At 44.9% G+C, this 16,945-nt stretch carries 14 protein-coding genes; 3 read left to right on the forward strand and 11 right to left on the reverse strand.

Features of this window, described 5'->3' with window-relative positions; genetic code table 11:
- Positions 1 to 22: 22 nt before the first annotated feature.
- The 5 genes from WBS51_RS04705 to WBS51_RS04725 all read right to left on the reverse strand — a co-directional run bounded on the left by WBS51_RS04705 (position 23) and on the right by WBS51_RS04725 (position 6,001).
- Entirely contained in the window at positions 23 to 1,489 is a 1,467-nt protein-coding gene (locus WBS51_RS04705) for a caspase family protein (protein ID WP_006859000.1), read from the reverse strand.
- A gap of 168 nt (positions 1,490 to 1,657) precedes the next feature.
- The gene (locus WBS51_RS04710) at positions 1,658 to 2,029 is read right to left on the reverse strand and encodes a TnpV protein (RefSeq protein WP_294580949.1); all 372 of its coding nucleotides are present in this window, start codon (positions 2,027 to 2,029) and stop codon (positions 1,658 to 1,660) included.
- A 31-nt stretch (positions 2,030 to 2,060) separates the two neighbouring features.
- Positions 2,061 to 3,698 (reverse strand): 23S rRNA (uracil(1939)-C(5))-methyltransferase RlmD, encoded by a 1,638-nt coding sequence (rlmD, locus tag WBS51_RS04715; RefSeq protein WP_302702877.1) that lies wholly within the window; start codon positions 3,696 to 3,698, stop codon positions 2,061 to 2,063.
- Positions 3,688 to 4,659 (reverse strand): 3'-5' exoribonuclease YhaM family protein, encoded by a 972-nt coding sequence (locus WBS51_RS04720; protein ID WP_291683306.1) that lies wholly within the window; start codon positions 4,657 to 4,659, stop codon positions 3,688 to 3,690. The genes rlmD and WBS51_RS04720 overlap by 11 nt, the downstream gene beginning before the upstream one ends.
- A gap of 13 nt (positions 4,660 to 4,672) precedes the next feature.
- Complete coding sequence (locus WBS51_RS04725) at positions 4,673 to 6,001, reverse strand: S1C family serine protease (RefSeq protein WP_173748453.1); 1,329 nt, start codon at positions 5,999 to 6,001, stop codon at positions 4,673 to 4,675.
- Between the two features lie 184 nt (positions 6,002 to 6,185).
- Here WBS51_RS04725 and WBS51_RS04730 point away from each other — a divergent pair, with 184 nt between their 5' ends.
- Genes WBS51_RS04730 through WBS51_RS04740 form a run of 3 tightly spaced genes read left to right on the forward strand, consistent with a single transcriptional unit; the run spans position 6,186 to position 10,701 of the window.
- Positions 6,186 to 8,564, forward strand: a complete 2,379-nt coding sequence (locus WBS51_RS04730) for an endonuclease MutS2 (protein WP_294462055.1) — start codon at positions 6,186 to 6,188, stop codon at positions 8,562 to 8,564.
- 14 nt (positions 8,565 to 8,578) lie between these two features.
- Positions 8,579 to 9,283 (forward strand): response regulator transcription factor, encoded by a 705-nt coding sequence (locus WBS51_RS04735; RefSeq protein ID WP_173748449.1) that lies wholly within the window; start codon positions 8,579 to 8,581, stop codon positions 9,281 to 9,283.
- Entirely contained in the window at positions 9,280 to 10,701 is a 1,422-nt protein-coding gene (locus tag WBS51_RS04740; protein WP_173748447.1) for a sensor histidine kinase, read from the forward strand. The genes WBS51_RS04735 and WBS51_RS04740 overlap by 4 nt, the downstream gene beginning before the upstream one ends.
- Before the next feature lie 28 nt (positions 10,702 to 10,729).
- Here WBS51_RS04740 and WBS51_RS04745 read toward each other — a convergent pair whose 3' ends face one another.
- From WBS51_RS04745 to WBS51_RS04770, 6 genes are all read right to left on the reverse strand, one after another.
- The gene (locus tag WBS51_RS04745; protein WP_173748445.1) at positions 10,730 to 11,230 is read right to left on the reverse strand and encodes a tRNA (cytidine(34)-2'-O)-methyltransferase; all 501 of its coding nucleotides are present in this window, start codon (positions 11,228 to 11,230) and stop codon (positions 10,730 to 10,732) included.
- A 10-nt stretch (positions 11,231 to 11,240) separates the two neighbouring features.
- Complete coding sequence (locus tag WBS51_RS04750) at positions 11,241 to 12,233, reverse strand: AIR synthase family protein (protein ID WP_173748443.1); 993 nt, start codon at positions 12,231 to 12,233, stop codon at positions 11,241 to 11,243.
- Between the two features lie 129 nt (positions 12,234 to 12,362).
- Complete coding sequence (locus WBS51_RS04755; RefSeq protein WP_173748441.1) at positions 12,363 to 13,073, reverse strand: 3'-5' exonuclease; 711 nt, start codon at positions 13,071 to 13,073, stop codon at positions 12,363 to 12,365.
- Positions 13,070 to 13,723 (reverse strand): endonuclease III, encoded by a 654-nt coding sequence (gene nth / locus WBS51_RS04760; RefSeq protein WP_173748439.1) that lies wholly within the window; start codon positions 13,721 to 13,723, stop codon positions 13,070 to 13,072. Before nth ends, WBS51_RS04755 begins: the two co-directional genes overlap by 4 nt.
- Entirely contained in the window at positions 13,720 to 15,483 is a 1,764-nt protein-coding gene (locus tag WBS51_RS04765) for a B12-binding domain-containing radical SAM protein (RefSeq protein WP_173748437.1), read from the reverse strand. Before WBS51_RS04765 ends, nth begins: the two co-directional genes overlap by 4 nt.
- 65 nt (positions 15,484 to 15,548) lie before the next feature.
- On the reverse strand, positions 15,549 to 16,835 hold the full coding sequence (locus WBS51_RS04770; protein ID WP_173748435.1) for a cation:proton antiporter: 1,287 nt from the start codon (positions 16,833 to 16,835) through the stop codon (positions 15,549 to 15,551).
- Positions 16,836 to 16,945 lie beyond the last annotated feature (110 nt).

Here is a 16,945-nt window from a genome sequence, read left to right on the forward strand (position 1 = left end):
TTCTTGTATAAAACCACATTCATTATAATGCTGAGATTCTTTGTTGCATATCAATAACTTGAACTTTACTATTTTTAAGAACTAATCCATACGAAAAATGAATCGTATTTCCTCCCACTGGTTCAAATTTAACATATTGTCCACATATATTTCTATTACGTTCACCAAATATTTTCTTTATCTTTTCTGGCAATACACTATATATCGGACATGACACATCTATAGTATAAAATCCATTTTTCATAGGATTACCTCTGTCACTAAACCATTCACTTATTGAAATTCTATTACCTGCTACAGATTTACATTGAGCTGTATATTCTTTGCCACGTAATGTAAACATTAATGGGGTTTCCTCTGGAATATTAGAAGATACTTGAAATCTTATCTTTCCATCATTCATTTTCCAGCTCAATGAAGCTTCAATCTTCAATTCCTTTCCATTAATAGGTTGTTTAGGTTCTAATTCCTCGGGCAATGGCAATAAATCTCCCATCTCAACGTAATGATTTTTATAATACCATCTACCATATTTCTGTATAAATCCCCATGATGACAAATAATTGCTGTTTAACTGATCTATAGTAGCATCCGAAAACTGAAATCCTCTTTTTGAATAATCTACTCTTGAATATGCACGTAAAATTTTAATAATTGGTATATGATATTTATTATAGGCATCTATATATGGCAAACATTCAATATCATAAATATTATCCGAAGCATTCTCATAAGATTTTCGACGAGCACATATGAATTCATATATTTTCTCATCAGTAACCTGTTCATTGACTGGTTGTGGCGTAACAGAAAAATAAAAGTCTCCCACTAACGAAGAATATTCCCATGAAAGCTGTTCTTCTCCGTATTGGCTAATTGATATTTCTGACACTTTATTTCTAACAAATTTAAACATTTCTTCAATTTTCAAATTTGGAATAAGCATAGCATCTTTTAAAACTTGTGTATATAATCCATTACTACATTGTCCATCAAATGCACTACAGTCAGCGCTTGTAGAATAAGCAATCATAGTACCTTTAGGTGGATTATTAAATGGCGCAAAGCCTGTTAAAAATCCCCTCCCCATAGCAAAAGGATTATCTCGACATGCATCCAATATACATATTAATGTTTTTCCCTTATATGAAGATGCACCTTCTAACAGCGAATTTAAACAATAACAAGAGACCATTGTCTTGCTTTTATCACTTAACTTTAAATCAATAGGAACGATAAAATTTTTACCGTCGATTTGCATACCATGCCCTGCATAAAAAAATACCCCTACAGCATATTCATCTAATGCCTGTAAAAAATCATTAACAGATTTTTGAATATCTATTAAATTTGCATCCATTATTTTTGTAACATCAAAATTTAATTTGTTCAAAATACTAGCAATATCGTCAGCATCATTCTTAGGATTATTCAATTTCCCTACATTTGAATAATCAGAATTACCGATTACTAATGCAATTCTATCCATTATTCTCACCTCTGAAATTATCTTACGTTTTATTTCATAATTAAAAATTTTAAATTCATTTCTTAATATAAATTTTAATCTGTTATTTTGATCATACCACCTTCTTAGCCCATTTTCTATATAAACTCTTACAAACACTGAAAAGCTCCCGAAGGAGCTTTCCACGCTTTAAATATACACTAATTCTTTCAACACAATCTCTTCTGCAGCATTCCGGACATTATTTACCGCTCTAACCCATTCCATCTGGTCACGAGCTTTCAATTCTTCCGTAATGCCCTGCTTCTCCATCATCTGACTCACCAGAATATCCATTTTCTCCTGTGTTTCATCGTCCACCGCATTCAGATGTTCTGTCAATCTGTCTTCCAACATATACAGTGAATACATTGCCGGACGATGCTCTTTCAGATATGGTTTCCGCAACATTCCGTATTTCCCATAATGCGCTTCTTCATCTGTACTGACAAGATTCGGATAGTAAATTCCGTCTGCGCCAAGTGTGTAGGTTCCACCCATTTTTTCAAATGTGCTTTTCATGTGTTATTCCTCCTTGAAATCAGCGATGTCCTTAGATCATCGCATAATATTTCAGGGCAGCCTTGATAGCATCTTCTTTCTCTTTCGGGCATTGTGGAACTCTTGCATTTTCTGATTTTGGAAGATTATAGTTTTCTCCCACTTCAATTCCACATTTGCGTTTTACCTGAGAAATATATAAACTTGAAACCTTCAAGCCAAATTCTTTCAGCACATAATCTTTGATTTCCTGATAGGTTGCTTTCAACTCGGCACTGGTGGCATCCAGCTCGTCCAGGTCTAAGTCGATCTCTATCGTGTCATCTGGTTTTTGTTGGGACAAAAGAACAACCGTCTCCACATGCACCCCCTGCGGAAACATATCGCACACCGCTACTCTCTTCACCTCATACTTCTCCGCGCACAGCCGCTTTAAGTCCCTGGCCAGGGTAGCAGAATCGCAGCTCACATATACAATCCTCTCCGGATTCATCTTCAGCATAGTCTCCAGCAGCGCCTCATCGCAGCCCTTTCTAGGCGGGTCTACCACAATCACATCGGCAGAAACACCTTCCTCCTCATATTTTTTCGGAAGCACATCTTCTGCCTTTCCTACATAAAATTCCGCATTTGCAATCCCGTTTCTTTCCGCATTTTTCTTGGCATCTGCAATAGCCGCAGGCACAATCTCCACACCATAGACCTGCTTGGCCTTCTGTGCCAGAAAAAGAGAAATCGTCCCGATACCGCAGTACAAATCCCACACAATTTCCTTTCCGGTAAGCCCCGCATACTCCAGGGCCGTGTTGTACAGCTTCTCCGTCTGTACCGGATTCACCTGATAAAAGGAAAGGGGAGAAATTCGATACTGTACTTCTCCAATATAGTCTGAAATGTAGTCCTGCCCCCACAGTTTCACAATTTTATCACCTAAAATCACATTATTTCTCTTCTTATTCACATTAAAGGTAATACTGGTCATGCCGGGAATCTCCTGCAGCCGCGCCGTCAGCTTCTCCGCTTTCGGCAGAGCGTCTCCGTTAAGAACCAGACAGACCATAATTTCCCCTGTCTTAAAGCCGCAGCGGATAAGGACATGGCGAACCAGTCCGGTACCGGAAACCTCATCGTAAGGCTCTATGTGATTCTCCTTCATGTAAACCAGAACTTCCTCCAGAATCTGCTCATTCACTTCTGTACCCAAATAACAGTTTTTATTGGAAATAATGGAATGGGTTCTGCCTGCATAAAAGCCGGTAATGATTTCCCCGTCTTTATTTTTGCCCACAGGAAACTGGGCTTTGTTTCTGTACCGCCAGGGTTCTTCCATACCAATCACCTGCTCAATACAGATATTTTCAAAGCCTCCGATTCTCTCCAGATTTCCCTTCACCTTATTTTTCTTAAATTCCAACTGCTTCTCATAAGAAAGGAACTGCAGCTGACAGCCCCCGCAGGCTCTGGCCGCGGGACAGCGGGGTTGCACACGGTCTTTAGAGGGTTCCAGCACTTTCATCAGACGGGCATAGCCATAGTTCTTTTTCATTTTCATAATCTTGGCTTCTACCTTATCACCAATCACGGTATCTTTCACGAAAAGCGTATAGCCATCCGCCTTTCCGATGCCCTCTCCGTCGTGTCCCATATCTTCTATATAAAGTGTTACCGTATCATTCTTCTTAAATTCCATGAACGCCGCCTTCCTGCTCACAACTGGATTTTCTGAAATTGGATTCAAAAAGACGGTTGTAACCAATCCATTCTTTTTGCTGCCCTGCTGACGCAAACATTTCAGTCAGGGTTTCCATCTTCGCGTCTGTATTGTCCGCCAGATTCAGCGCCAGGGCTTCCGGCAGTGCCGGTTTCTTTGGCGAGCCGTATTCCAACTCCCCGTGATGAGCCAGAATACAATGCTTCAGCTCACTTTCCAGTTTCTTTGGAAATCCGGGGATTTCTCCTGCCTTATCATGGATTCTTTCCGCCCCTATCATAATGTGACCCAGAAGCTGTCCGTCATCTGTATAATCATTCATGGGAAACGGACTTAATTCTTCTGTTTTTCCAATATCATGCAGCATGGCTGCGGTAAGCAGCAAATCCCGGTTCAAAATCGGATAGACCTTACAGTAATAATCACACAGGCTGACTACGCTTAATGTATGTTCCAACAGACCGCCGATAAAGCCGTGGTGCACACTTTTCGCCGCTGAATTGCCGCGAAATGCCTTTGCGAAATCCTGATCTTCCTCAAAGAAGGAAACCAGCAATCGGTGCAGATAAGGGTTTTTCACACTTGCCACATAACTTAACAGCCCTTCATACATAGAATCCACATTTTTGCTGCTCACCGGAAGATAATTGCCCGGCTCATACTCTCCCTCTGCGGCTTTGCGCACACGTTTGATACTCACCTGAAGACTGCCCTGGAAAGAATTTACATCTCCCACCACGTCAATGTAATCCAGGCTGTCAAATTCATCAATGCCCAGAGAATTCGGATCCCAGATTTTAGCGTCAATGGTACCTGTTTTATCCTGTAAAATTACGTTTTCATAAGGCTTTCCGTTCTTTGTCACTGCTGCCTGTTTGTGTTTGCATAAATAAATTCCGGAAAGTTTTTCCCCTTCGTGAAGCTCGTTAATAAATTTCATTTTCATATCCTCTCTACCTTGTTTTTAATGTTACGTTAAAGGAGACTTCTACATATCCTTCTGTTCCCTGGCGCATGGCCTTCACCTTTACGGTTTCCCCGGATTTACAGGATTTTAACTGCTGCTGATATCCTTTTACCGTTTCTACTTTTTCACCGTTCAGCTCTATAATCACATCTCCGTTCTGAATTCCCACCTGCATAGCCGGAGAATCCACCTCTACCTTTTCTACGAAAATCCCCACCGGAATTCCCTTTTTCTCGGAAATTTCCGCAGTAATGTCTTCTCCCGTGATACCCAGATACACCATCTCCTTATTTTCATCGGAAAGTGTCTGAATCAAATCCTTTATCTGGGAAATCGGCAGCCCGATAATAAGGTTTCCGTTTTCCTCCCCGCCAAAGCTCTGGGCAATTATCCCCACAATTTCCCCTTCCAGATTTAAAATCACACCGCTTCCCTGACTGCTGCCTGTAATATCTGTAGTGAGAAGTCCATACTGCGCGTCCACTCTGGACACTGTATCTGAAGTAGAAGTCACAATTCCATAACCAACAGAATCACTATACCCCATAGGACTTCCAATTGCAAGAACCGGTTCTCCCAGCTTCAGATTGTAGGACTCGCCCAGCGGTGCAACGGCAATTTTTTCCTTTAACGAACTGTCCAGACCGGATTTGTCAATTTTCAGCACTGCCAGCCCTGTATTCTGGTCTGCCTTCTGGAATCTGGCATCCGTCACGGTGCCGTCATAGAAGACCACCTGGATACGGTCCACATTCTCCACAATCCGGTATTCCGTCAGCACAAAATAATTCTGCCCGCTCTCTGCCACCAGAATCCCGGAAATCTGCTCTTCGTAAGGCGTCTGAAACCAATCCTCATCATTTTTATTTCCAATTACCGTTACCATGGCTTTTTCCGCTTCATCCGCTGTGGCAAAAATATCCCCATACAGTTTCTTGTATTCCTCCGGGGTCATGTCCTGTGCCACAGGAGCAGAGGCGTCCCCTCCGCCCTGACTTTCCGGCAGTTCCTCATTCTGCGCATCGGCTTCCCCCTCTTTCTTTTCCTCTTCCTCCTGGTCTTCTTCCTGGGGAAACGTAACCTTGCTGGCATCCTTCTTTTCCAGAATTTTACCGGTCATAGCCGGCGCTGCTACGGAAAACACAACAGCCGCCGCAAGCCCAAACACGGCTCCCGAAGCCAGAAGTTTTCCCACCTGCTTTGCCAGCTTCTTCCTGTTCCAAGGCTTCGCCTTAATCGTTTCTTTCAGAAATTCATAGGAGTTCTCTTCCTTTTTCTCCTGATTTGTTTGTCCCTCATTCTTTTTTTCGTCCATGTTCAACACTCCGCATTAGACTGTATTTTGTACTATTATACCGAATGTTTATGAACTTTTTATGAAGATTACACAAAATTTTCTCTCTCATCCCACAAAAATTCCCCCTCAGAACCTTTTCTTTCTGCCTGTTTTCATGTAAAATAGGAAGCGGAATCTTAAAAAACTGGATAAGGTGAATACTATGAATCAAAAAGCATTAAAAACTTTAGAATACAATAAAATCACAGAACTTTTAGAAGGGTTTGCCTCTTCTTCTATGGGAAAGGAACTTTGCCGGAATCTGACGCCGCTTGACAATCTGGCGGAAATCGAAGCCATGCAGCAGGAAACCGCAGACGCCCTGTCCCGTGTATACCAGAAAGGCTCTCTGTCCTTTGGCGGCGTCCGGGACATCCGGGGTTCCCTAAAGCGGCTGGAAATCGGCAGCACTCTGGGAACCGGGGAACTGCTCTCCATCTGCAGCCTTCTGGAAAATGCCAACCGGGCCAAAGCCTATTCCCGCAGAGAAACAGAGAATGATACCGGGGACTCCTTAGACCCTCTCTTTGAACTTCTGCAGCCTTTGACGCCTCTGTCACTGGAAATCCGCCGCTGTATTCTCTCAGAAGAAGAGATTGCTGACGACGCCAGTGCAGGACTGAAACAGGTGCGCAGAACCATGAAAAATACCAATGATAAAATCCACAGCCAGCTTTCTTCCTATGTAAGCGGCAGTGCCAGAACCTACCTGCAGGACGCAGTGGTTACCATGCGAAACGGTCGCTACTGTATCCCCGTAAAGGCAGAGCACAAGGGACAGATTCCCGGCATGATACATGACCAGTCCTCCACCGGTTCTACGGTATTTGTAGAGCCCATGGCTGTTGTCAAGCTGAACAACGAGCTGCGGGAACTGGAAATTCAGGAACAGACAGAAATCGAAAAGATTCTGGCAGGCCTCAGTGAAACAGCTGCGGAAAGTCTGGAAATGCTGGATGATGACTTAAAAGTCCTGACACAGCTGGATTTTATCTTTGCCAGAGCCCTTCTGGCGAAAGCCCAGAATGCAACAGAACCCCTTTTCAACACAGAGGGCATTATTGACATCAAAAAGGGACGCCACCCTCTTATTGAAAAACATAAAGTAGTTCCCATTGACATCCGTCTGGGCGAAACCTTTGACCTGCTGGTAGTAACCGGCCCCAACACGGGCGGTAAAACCGTTTCTTTAAAAACCGTAGGACTTCTGACCTTAATGGGGCAGTCCGGGCTTCACATTCCTGCCTTTGACCATTCCCGTCTCAGTGTCTTTCGGGAGGTTTATGCGGACATCGGGGACGAGCAGAGCATTGAGCAGTCTCTCAGTACCTTTTCCTCCCACATGACCAATGTGGTACGTTTTCTGGAAAAAGCAGACCGGGACTCTCTGGTGCTTTTCGACGAGCTTGGCGCCGGAACAGACCCTACTGAGGGCGCAGCTCTGGCCATTGCCATTCTCTCCCATCTTCACGCACAAGGAGTCCGCACCATGGCAACCACCCATTACAGCGAACTGAAGGTCTATGCCCTTTCTACGCCGGGCGTGGAAAATGCCTCCTGCGAATTTGACGTAGAAACCCTGCGCCCCACTTACCGCCTGCTTATCGGCGTACCGGGAAAGAGTAATGCTTTTGCCATTTCCGGAAAGCTGGGACTGCCGGATTATATTATTGAAAAGGCCAAAGAACAAATCAGCCAGGAGGACGAATCTTTTGAAGATGTGCTCACCTCTCTGGAAGAAAGCCGCCGGACGATTGAAAGCGAGCAGGCCGAAATTGCCCGGTACAAAGAAGAAATCCAGACTTTGAAAGAACAGCTGGAAACCAAACAAGACAAGCTGGAACAGAGAAAAGACCGGATTCTCCAGGAAGCCAACGAAGAAGCCCACCGGATTTTACGGGAAGCCAAGGAATATGCGGACCAGACCATGAAAATTTTCAACAAAGCGGGTCAGGAATCCATGACAGCCAGAGAACTGGAGCAGAAACGTTCCGAACTGCGAAAGAAAATGGACAAAACCGCAAAGAAAATGGCTTTAAAGACGCCGGAAAAGAAAAAATCCACCCTGACAGCCAAAGACGTATCTTTAGGAGACGCTGTAAAGGTGTTAAGTCTGAATGTCAAAGGCACTATCAGTTCCAAACCGGATGCCAAGGGCATGGTATTTGTCCAGATGGGTATTCTCCGTTCCAAAGTATCTCTGTCCGATTTGCAGCTGATTGACGAACCGGTAATCACCTCGCCTTCCCTGCAGCGCACCGGCGCCGGAAAGATTAAAATGAGCAAATCCGCCTCCGTGCGCACGGAAATCAATCTGCTTGGAAAAACCGTGGACGAAGCCGTTGCCGAACTGGACAAATATCTGGACGACGCCTACCTTGCACACTTAAGCAGTGTCCGGGTAGTACACGGCAAGGGCACCGGCGCCCTCAGAAAAGGCGTACACAACTACTTAAAGCGCCTGAAATATGTACAGGATTTCCATCTTGCAGAATTTGGAGAAGGAGATGCAGGCGTGACCATTGTAGAATTAAAAAAATAGAGGGGGACTGCAGCATGGCAGTAAAACAGAAAATTCTCATCGTAGACGATGACAACAATATTGCAGAGCTTATTTCTCTGTATCTCACCAAAGAATGTTTTGACACTAAAATTGTAAATGACGGGGAAGAAGCCTTATCCGCTTTTTCCTCCTTTGCCCCAAACCTGATTCTTCTGGATTTGATGCTGCCCGGTATGGACGGCTATCAGGTCTGCCGGGAAATCCGCCAGAAATCCAATGTTCCCATTATCATGCTTTCTGCCAAAGGCGAAATTTTTGATAAGGTGCTGGGACTGGAACTGGGGGCGGACGACTATATGATTAAACCCTTTGATTCCAAAGAACTGGTGGCCAGGGTGAAAGCCGTGCTTCGACGTTATCAGCCCAATGTGGCGCCCTCCACCCAGCCTTCCGGAAAATATGTGGAATACCCGGATTTGGCTATTAACCTGACGAATTATTCTGTTATCTACTATGGAAATCAGCTGGATATGCCGCCAAAGGAACTGGAGCTTCTGTATTTTCTGGCCTCTTCACCGAATCAGGTCTTTACCAGAGAACAGCTTTTAGACCATATCTGGGGATACGAATACATTGGAGACACCCGCACCGTGGACGTGCATATCAAACGTCTCCGGGAAAAAATCAAAGACCACCCGGCCTGGTCCATTGCCACAGTCTGGGGTATCGGATATAAATTCGAGGTCAAAAACAAATGAAAAAATTTCTCTATGTAAAATATGTGCTTGCCATTGTCATTCTGGGATTGTTGGGCTTCTGCACCATTTATTTTGTGGGAAACCGTCAGGTGCAGAAACATCTGGAATCCGTGTACAGCGGGGAACTGTATCAGGAAGCTACCACCATTGCCCAGAGTCATGATGTGCAGTATTTCCAAAATGATGAGGAACGAGACAACCAGCTGTATGAAAATCTGTGCACTCTGGCCTCTTACCGCCACTGTGACGTCTGGATTATCAGCCCCAAGGGCGAAATTCTGCTGAATACCGCTTCGGAACCAAAAACAGAGGATTTCCCTATCATTACAGGCTTTAATCCCGGAACAGCCAGCGGTTCCTACTACCGGATCGGGGATTTTTTTCACCAGTTCAGCGAACCGCATTTAAGCGTCATGGTGCCTGTCACCAGAAACATGTCTGTGGAGAGCTATGTAGCCATGCACCTTCCCATGCGTGTCCTGCAGGAACAGCATGACGCTCTGATGAACATGATTTACATTCTGTTTCTCCTGTTTCTTCTCATTATGATGGCTATTATTCCGGTATTTTCTCTCATGATTTACCGCCCCCTCCGGAAAATCATACAGGGGGCGGATGCCTTTGCTGCGGGAAATCTGAAATACAACATCCCTCTGGAAAAAGAGGATGAACTGGGATATCTGGCCGGGACGCTGAACTATATGTCCGATGAACTGGACATGACGGGAAACTATCAGCGCAAATTCATTGCCAACGTCTCCCACGATTTCCGCTCCCCCCTGACCTCCATCAAGGGCTATACAGAAGCTATTTTAGACGGTACCATTCCTCCGGAAATGCAGGAGAAATACCTGAAAATCGTGGTGCATGAAACCGACCGCCTCTACAAGCTGACCCAAAGTCTCTTGACTTTGAACAATCTGGATGAAAAGGGACGGCAGCTGGATTATTCGGATTTTGACATCAACAGTATCATAAAAAGCACTGCCGAATCCTTTGAGGGCACCTGCAGGCAGAAACGGATTTCCATCGAACTTCTGCTGACCGGCCAGACCCTGTTTGTACGGGCCGATATGGGACAGATTCAGCAGGTACTCTATAACCTCATTGACAATGCCATTAAATTCAGCCCGGAGGAGTCTGTGATTAAAGTGGAATCCTCCCTGAAACACGATACGGTTTTCATTTCCGTGAAGGACAAGGGCTGCGGTATTCCCAAAGCCAGTCTGGGGAAAATCTGGGATCGGTTCTATAAAATTGATTCCTCCCGTGGCAAGGACCGCAAAGGTACCGGGCTTGGGCTTGCCATTGTAAAGGAGATCATCAATTCCCACAAGCAGAACATCAATGTCATCAGCACCGAAGACGTGGGGACCGAATTTATTTTTACCCTGCAAAAAAGCACAGAAGAGCGGTAATCCTGCTCCTCTGTGCTTTTCTTCTATTTTATTTCCATTCGTATTTCGTCAGATGTCCTTCCAGACGCATATGGTCAAAATGGTTCTGGCGCAGAGCCTCATACAGCACAATCGCCACCGAATTGCTGAGATTTAAAGAGCGAATCTCTCCTATCATAGGAATACGAATAGCTGTCTCCTGGTTTTGCAGCAGAATCTCTTCCGGAATTCCCGCGCTCTCCTTTCCAAACATAATATAGCAATCCTCCTCATACTGGACGTCCACATAAGTTTTAGGCGCTTTGGTGGTTGCCATATAGATTTTGGCACCGGGATTTTGATTCAGAAAGTCCTGATAATTTACATAAGTTTTCACATCCAAATCTTTCCAGTAATCCATGCCTGCTCTCTTAATAGCCTTTTCGTTCAGTTTAAAGCCCAAGGGTTCGATTAAATGCAGGCGGGTACCCGTTGCCACACAGGTTCTTCCGATATTTCCCGTATTAGCAGGAATCTCCGGCTCAAATAACACAATATTCAGCTTTGCCATTTCTTACTCCTCAATCCTTCTGATAGATTTTATACAATTCGTCACTCTGGGGCTTGTCCAGATACCGGGTTTCTTCTCCGTTTCGCAAAATCCGCTCTTTTCCTGCCGTAGCCTTTCCCACCACTGCCGCAAAAATTCCCGCCTGATGCAATTCTCTTACCAGGCCATGTCCATCCTGGGCTGCTATCATCATAGAACCGCTGGACATGAGAATATAGGGATTGAGCCCCAGCACCTCACAGACCTCCACCGTCTCCTGGCGAATCGGAATCTTCTTTAAGTCGATATCCAGTCCAACATCTGAGCCTGAGGCCATTTCCCACAGAGCGCCGAACACACCGCCCTCTGTAATGTCATGCATGGCAGAAACGCCCCACGCGCCGGCAATCTTTGCCTCCGGCAGCACCGAAAGATACTGGTCAAACCCTTTGGCCGTATCCACAAACAGCGGCGCAAACCGTTCCAAAAGCAGTTTTTCCTTTTCCTTGGCCGCAATAGAGGTACCTTCCAATCCAATCCATTTGGTAATCACAATGTCCTGTCCCGGCTTTATGCCTCCGGGCTCCATCATCTGTTCCTTCTTCATTCTGCCTACACCTGTAAGGGAAAGCAGCGGTTGTTTTACCACATCGGTAATCTCTGTATGGCCGCCCATAATTTCCATATTCAGTTCTCTGCAGGTAGATTCCACTCCCCGCATAATTTCTTTCAGCTCTCTCTCTTCTGTCTTAGGCGGCAGCAAAATGGTGAGCATAATGCCCACTGGCTCTGCCCCGGCAGCCGCTAAATCATTGGCAGTAATATAAACACTGTGTTTCCCCATATCCTTTGTGGTGCCGGTAATAGGGTCGGAGGAAAACACGTAAACTTCTCCTTCCCTGGGTTCCATCACCGCACAGTCACGGCCTACAGCCGGTCCTGCCAGGATTTCTTCTCTTCTGTGTCCAACTTCTCTTAAAACGGAACGAATCAGCATTGGTTCCGGCAGTTTCCCTATTTTCATGGTCTGTCCCTCCGTCTGTTCTTATAAAGCATACGCTATCATGGGAAGCACCATAGCCAGAATCATAAACACCGCCAGAATCCCTGCAACTATCTGTTTTTTCCCGGAATTTTTTTTATTCATAATCCTTTACCTCTCTATCTTTCCATAAGTGCCTAAAATCGTATCAATAAGTCTGGAAGCTTCATTCTTTGTCAGACTCTCCACCTCCACATTCAGGTCTATTCTATGATATTTTATCAAATCCTGCAAGTATCGTTTTTGTGCCGGAGTTATGGGCCCCTGCTTTTTCACCTTATAGAAAAGAGGAACCGGACAAAAAAGTTCAGGATGCTGTTCTTCATACTCCTGCCGCAGCCGCTCATAAAGTTTATAAGTAGTACGGGCATCCTCTAAAGCCCTGTGGGCATCCCCCTGTGGAATTTGGTAGTGTACCCGCAGGTTCTGCAGACTTCTGCTGGGCAAATCCGGCAGCAGAATCCTGGACAGCTTCAGCGTATCCATGCCCTCTTTCTCAAAGTCCATATCCAGATTGACTGCATTGTGCTTCACAAAGCTGTAGTCAAACATCAGGTTATGCCCCAGAAGCGGCAGATTCTCACAAAACTCCAGAAGCCCCTCCAGCGCTTCCCGTACATACGGCTTTCCCTGCACCATTTCGTCTGAAATGCCTGTAAGGGCCGTAATTCTCTCCGGTATCTCCATTCGGGGATTCACCAGTGTAGCGTACTCTCCTGTCACCATGCCGCCCTGTACCTTCACGGCGCCAATTTCAATGATTCTGTCTTTTCTCGGTTCCAGACCTGTCGTTTCCAAATCCAGTGTCACATATGCTCTCATGTTTTTTTCCTGCTTTTCTTCTGTTTTTCTTTGTATTCCCTGCAATATTCTGTAAGAAAACACTCCTCGCATTTGGGCGACCTGGCAAAGCAGATCTGCCGTCCAAAAGTAATTATCTGAATGTTATAGAGAATCCAGTGGTTCTTGGGCAAAACCTTCATCAGTTCCATTTCCACTTTTTCCGGATCCTCTTCCTTCGTCAGTCCCAGCCGCTTGGAAATCCGCTTTACATGGGTATCCACCACCACACTTGGCTCATGAAAAATATTTCCCCGGATCACATTGGCCGTCTTCCTTCCCACACCGGGCAGGCTGGTTAAATCCTCCAGACTGCGCGGAACCTCTCCGTCGTATACCTGACAGATTCTCTGGGCGCAGCCAATAATGTTCTTTGCCTTATTGTGATAGAATCCCGTAGGCTTAATATCCTGCTCCAACTCCTTTAAATCTGCTTTTGCAAAAGCCTCCATATCCGGATATTTCACAAACAAATCTTTTGTGACAATGTTGACTCTGGCATCCGTACACTGGGCGCTTAACATGGTGGCAATCAAAAGCTGTCCCGGATTTTCGTGATTCAGATAGCATTTGTATTCTCTGGTATAAACCTCATCCAGCTTCTCCAGAATTTCCTTTGTCCTCTTTGTCATACGTCCTCCTTTCTCTGCTCAAACTCCACAGCACAGACTCTTGCGTCATGGGTCAGGGGGCTGCGTTCTTTATAGTCAAATAAAACCGGATACTGCCCTTTCTCCCGTTTTTGGCTCAACACATCATAAGTAAAGACCTCCAAATGTGTCATTTTTTCCAACTGCCTTGGCTGATATCCCCCATACTGCCTCAAAAGCCGGGGTTCTTCTGCCTCTTTCCGATAAAAGTTCTGTATCTGCTCTTTGTAAAGCTTCTGTTCTCCTGCCCACACAGGCCTGGTCTTCAGATTTTCTCTTGCATACAAATCAAAAACCATCCGTTCCCGGAAATATGCCAAATCTTCCTTTCCTTGTTCTTCTAAAAATTCCAGGAGAATTTCATATCTCCGGATTCTGGTATGGGAAATGCCGAAATAGCCCTTTTTCTCATAAAAATCTGCCAGAGCTTCATACATGGCAAAGGCGTCTGAAAATTCTTTCTCCAGGGCCTCTATGGTACGGGTAAACTGTCCGCTGTTATAATACACCTCTACCATGTCTTCAATGCCTTTCAGACGGCAGATTTCTCCGTAAGACAGCCAGTTTGTGGAAAGCACCTCATAAGGCTCTCTCTGCTTGTACACACAGCCATATTCTTCCCGCTTCTCATACATATAAGAACCTTTCAGAACCTTCAGAAATCCCAGTTGGAGCTGCTGAGGCCTCAATCCGTAGACGTCATCAAACGATTTTCGGAAACTGTCATACCCTTCCAGCGGAAGCCCCGCAATCAAATCCAGATGTTGGTGCACATTCTTTCCGGCCTGCACCTGTCTTACTTTTTGGGAAATTTTTTCAAAACTGGTCTTTCTGCGAATTTCCCTTATGGTGTCCTCATTGGTAGACTGCACCCCGATTTCCAGCTGAATCAGTCCCGGACGCATGGTGTGTATCAGGGCAATTTCCTCTTCGGTCAGCAAATCTGCAGCAATTTCAAAGTGGAAATTCGTCACCTGATTGTCATGTTCCTGAATATAACGCCAGATTTCCAGTGCATGCTCCTTTTTGCAGTTAAATGTCCGGTCCACAAACTTTACCTGAGGCACCTGGTTATCCAGAAAAAACTGCAGCTCCTGTTTCACCAGCTTCGTACTCCGAAAACGCAGCTTCTTATCTATAGAAGAAAGACAGTAACTACAGGAAAAGGGACACCCTCTGCTGCTCTCATAATAAATAATCCGATGATGAAAAAGTTCCATATCCTGATAGGGAAACACCAGTGTATCCATATCCAGAATGGCCCTTGGCGCCGTTTTTTGTATCTCTTTCCCCTTTCGGAAAACAATACCGTCTATCTTTTCCAGTTCCGTCCCTTTTTCTGTGTTCCGCTCTAAATTTACATAATATTGTGTTAATTCCCGGAAGGTCTCCTCTCCTTCTCCGCACATCACGCCGAAAACCTCCGGCATTTCTTCCAGAAACTGCTCTGCGTCGTAAGACACCTCCGGGCCTCCTGCCCAAATCACCGTGTCCGGCAGGATTTTCTTCACATTACGAATCAGTTCCTTTATAAAAGAAATATTCCATATATAGCAGGAAAAGCACAAAATCTCAGGTTTTTTCCGATATAAATCTTTTAAAATCTCATCCTCCTGCTGATTGATGGTATATTCCGCCAGTTCTATGTGGTCTGCAAATGCTCTGCAGTATGCCTTCATGCTGTATACTGCAAGATTGGAATGAATATATTTGGCATTGACTGCCGCCAAAAGAAGTTTCATATTTTCTCTCCTCTATCCGAAAAGAGCCGATGCATGAAACACGCAGCAGCCCCTTTTCTCTTTCTCTATTTTTTTACATATCTGGATTTTTCCTGTTGTTCCTCTTCTTCAAATCCCTGCACCTGACGGATTAATTCCGTTTCCACAAAATCTGTGCCTTCTGCTTCTCCCTTCTTCTCTCTAAAAGTCAATTTCAGAAGAATGGGGGAAATAATGGTGGTAATCACCACTACAATAACAACCGGTCCCAGCAAATCCGGAGCCATCAGGCCAATGGCATTTCCTTTGGCAGCCACAATCAATGCCACCTCGCCTCTGGAAATCATCCCCATACCAATGCGGATACAGTCCTGGTTGCTGTAATGACACATTTTTGCGCCCAGACCGCAGCCAATGATTTTCGTCAGCACTGCCACTACCACCAGTATTACTGCAAACACCACAATCATGGCACTCATTTTCGGCAGTTCTACCTGCAGACCAATATTGGCGAAAAATACCGGAGACAGGAAAATATAAGACAAAATCCCAAATCTTCTTGCAATGTAATTGGTATGAGTTGTTTTTGTAATAATCAGCCCGGCAAAGAAAGCTCCTGTAATGTCTGCAACACCAAAAAATTCTTCTGCGCAGTAAGAAAATACAAGGCAGATAACAAACGCCAGAATGACAAAACGCTGCAAATCCCGCTCATATCCCTTTACCCATTTCTGGAACAGGACATGAATGATATATCCGCCCACACCGATAAAGACAAAAAATCCCAGAATCTTTCCGAACACCAGCCATACATTTACAGATGAATCTGCAAGACTGGTAATAACTGTAAGGGCAATGATTCCCAGAATATCATCAATAATGGCCGCCCCTAAAATGGCATTTCCCGCTCTGGTATTTAACTTGCCCATTTCCTTTAAGGTTTCCACCGAAATACTTACCGAGGTTGCCGTTAAAATAACACCAATGAAAACATTCTGCAAAATCAGACTGGTTCCGGCGGCAGATTCTAACATTCCCGGGCGGTTAAAATAAGCTGCTACTCCCAGACCGCCCAGAAGCGGCACTATCACACCCAAAAGGGCAATAATAAACGAAGCCTTTCCGCTTTTCTTCAGTTCATCGATATCCGTCTCCAGTCCTGCACAAAACATCAGAACAATCACACCGATTTCTGATACCTGATAAATAAACTCCGTCTGATGTAAGACTCCCAAACAGGCCGGCCCTAAAAGCAGCCCTGCCAGCAGCGCCCCTACTACCTGCGGCAGGCTGATGCGCCGAGTCAGAAGCCCAAACGCCTTTGTAGTCAGCAATATCAGTGCCAAATCCAGTAAATACCCATAAGAATCCATATTCTCCCTCCTCAAATCCCCACACTGTGATTTTTAAAACTGTATTTATGTTATCACAATTTGTCAGAAAATCCAAGGAAAAACCTTTACACTACACCGTATATTTCTTG

It is taken from the genome of Blautia acetica (genome assembly GCF_038739805.1).
GTDB lineage: Bacteria > Bacillota > Clostridia > Lachnospirales > Lachnospiraceae > Blautia.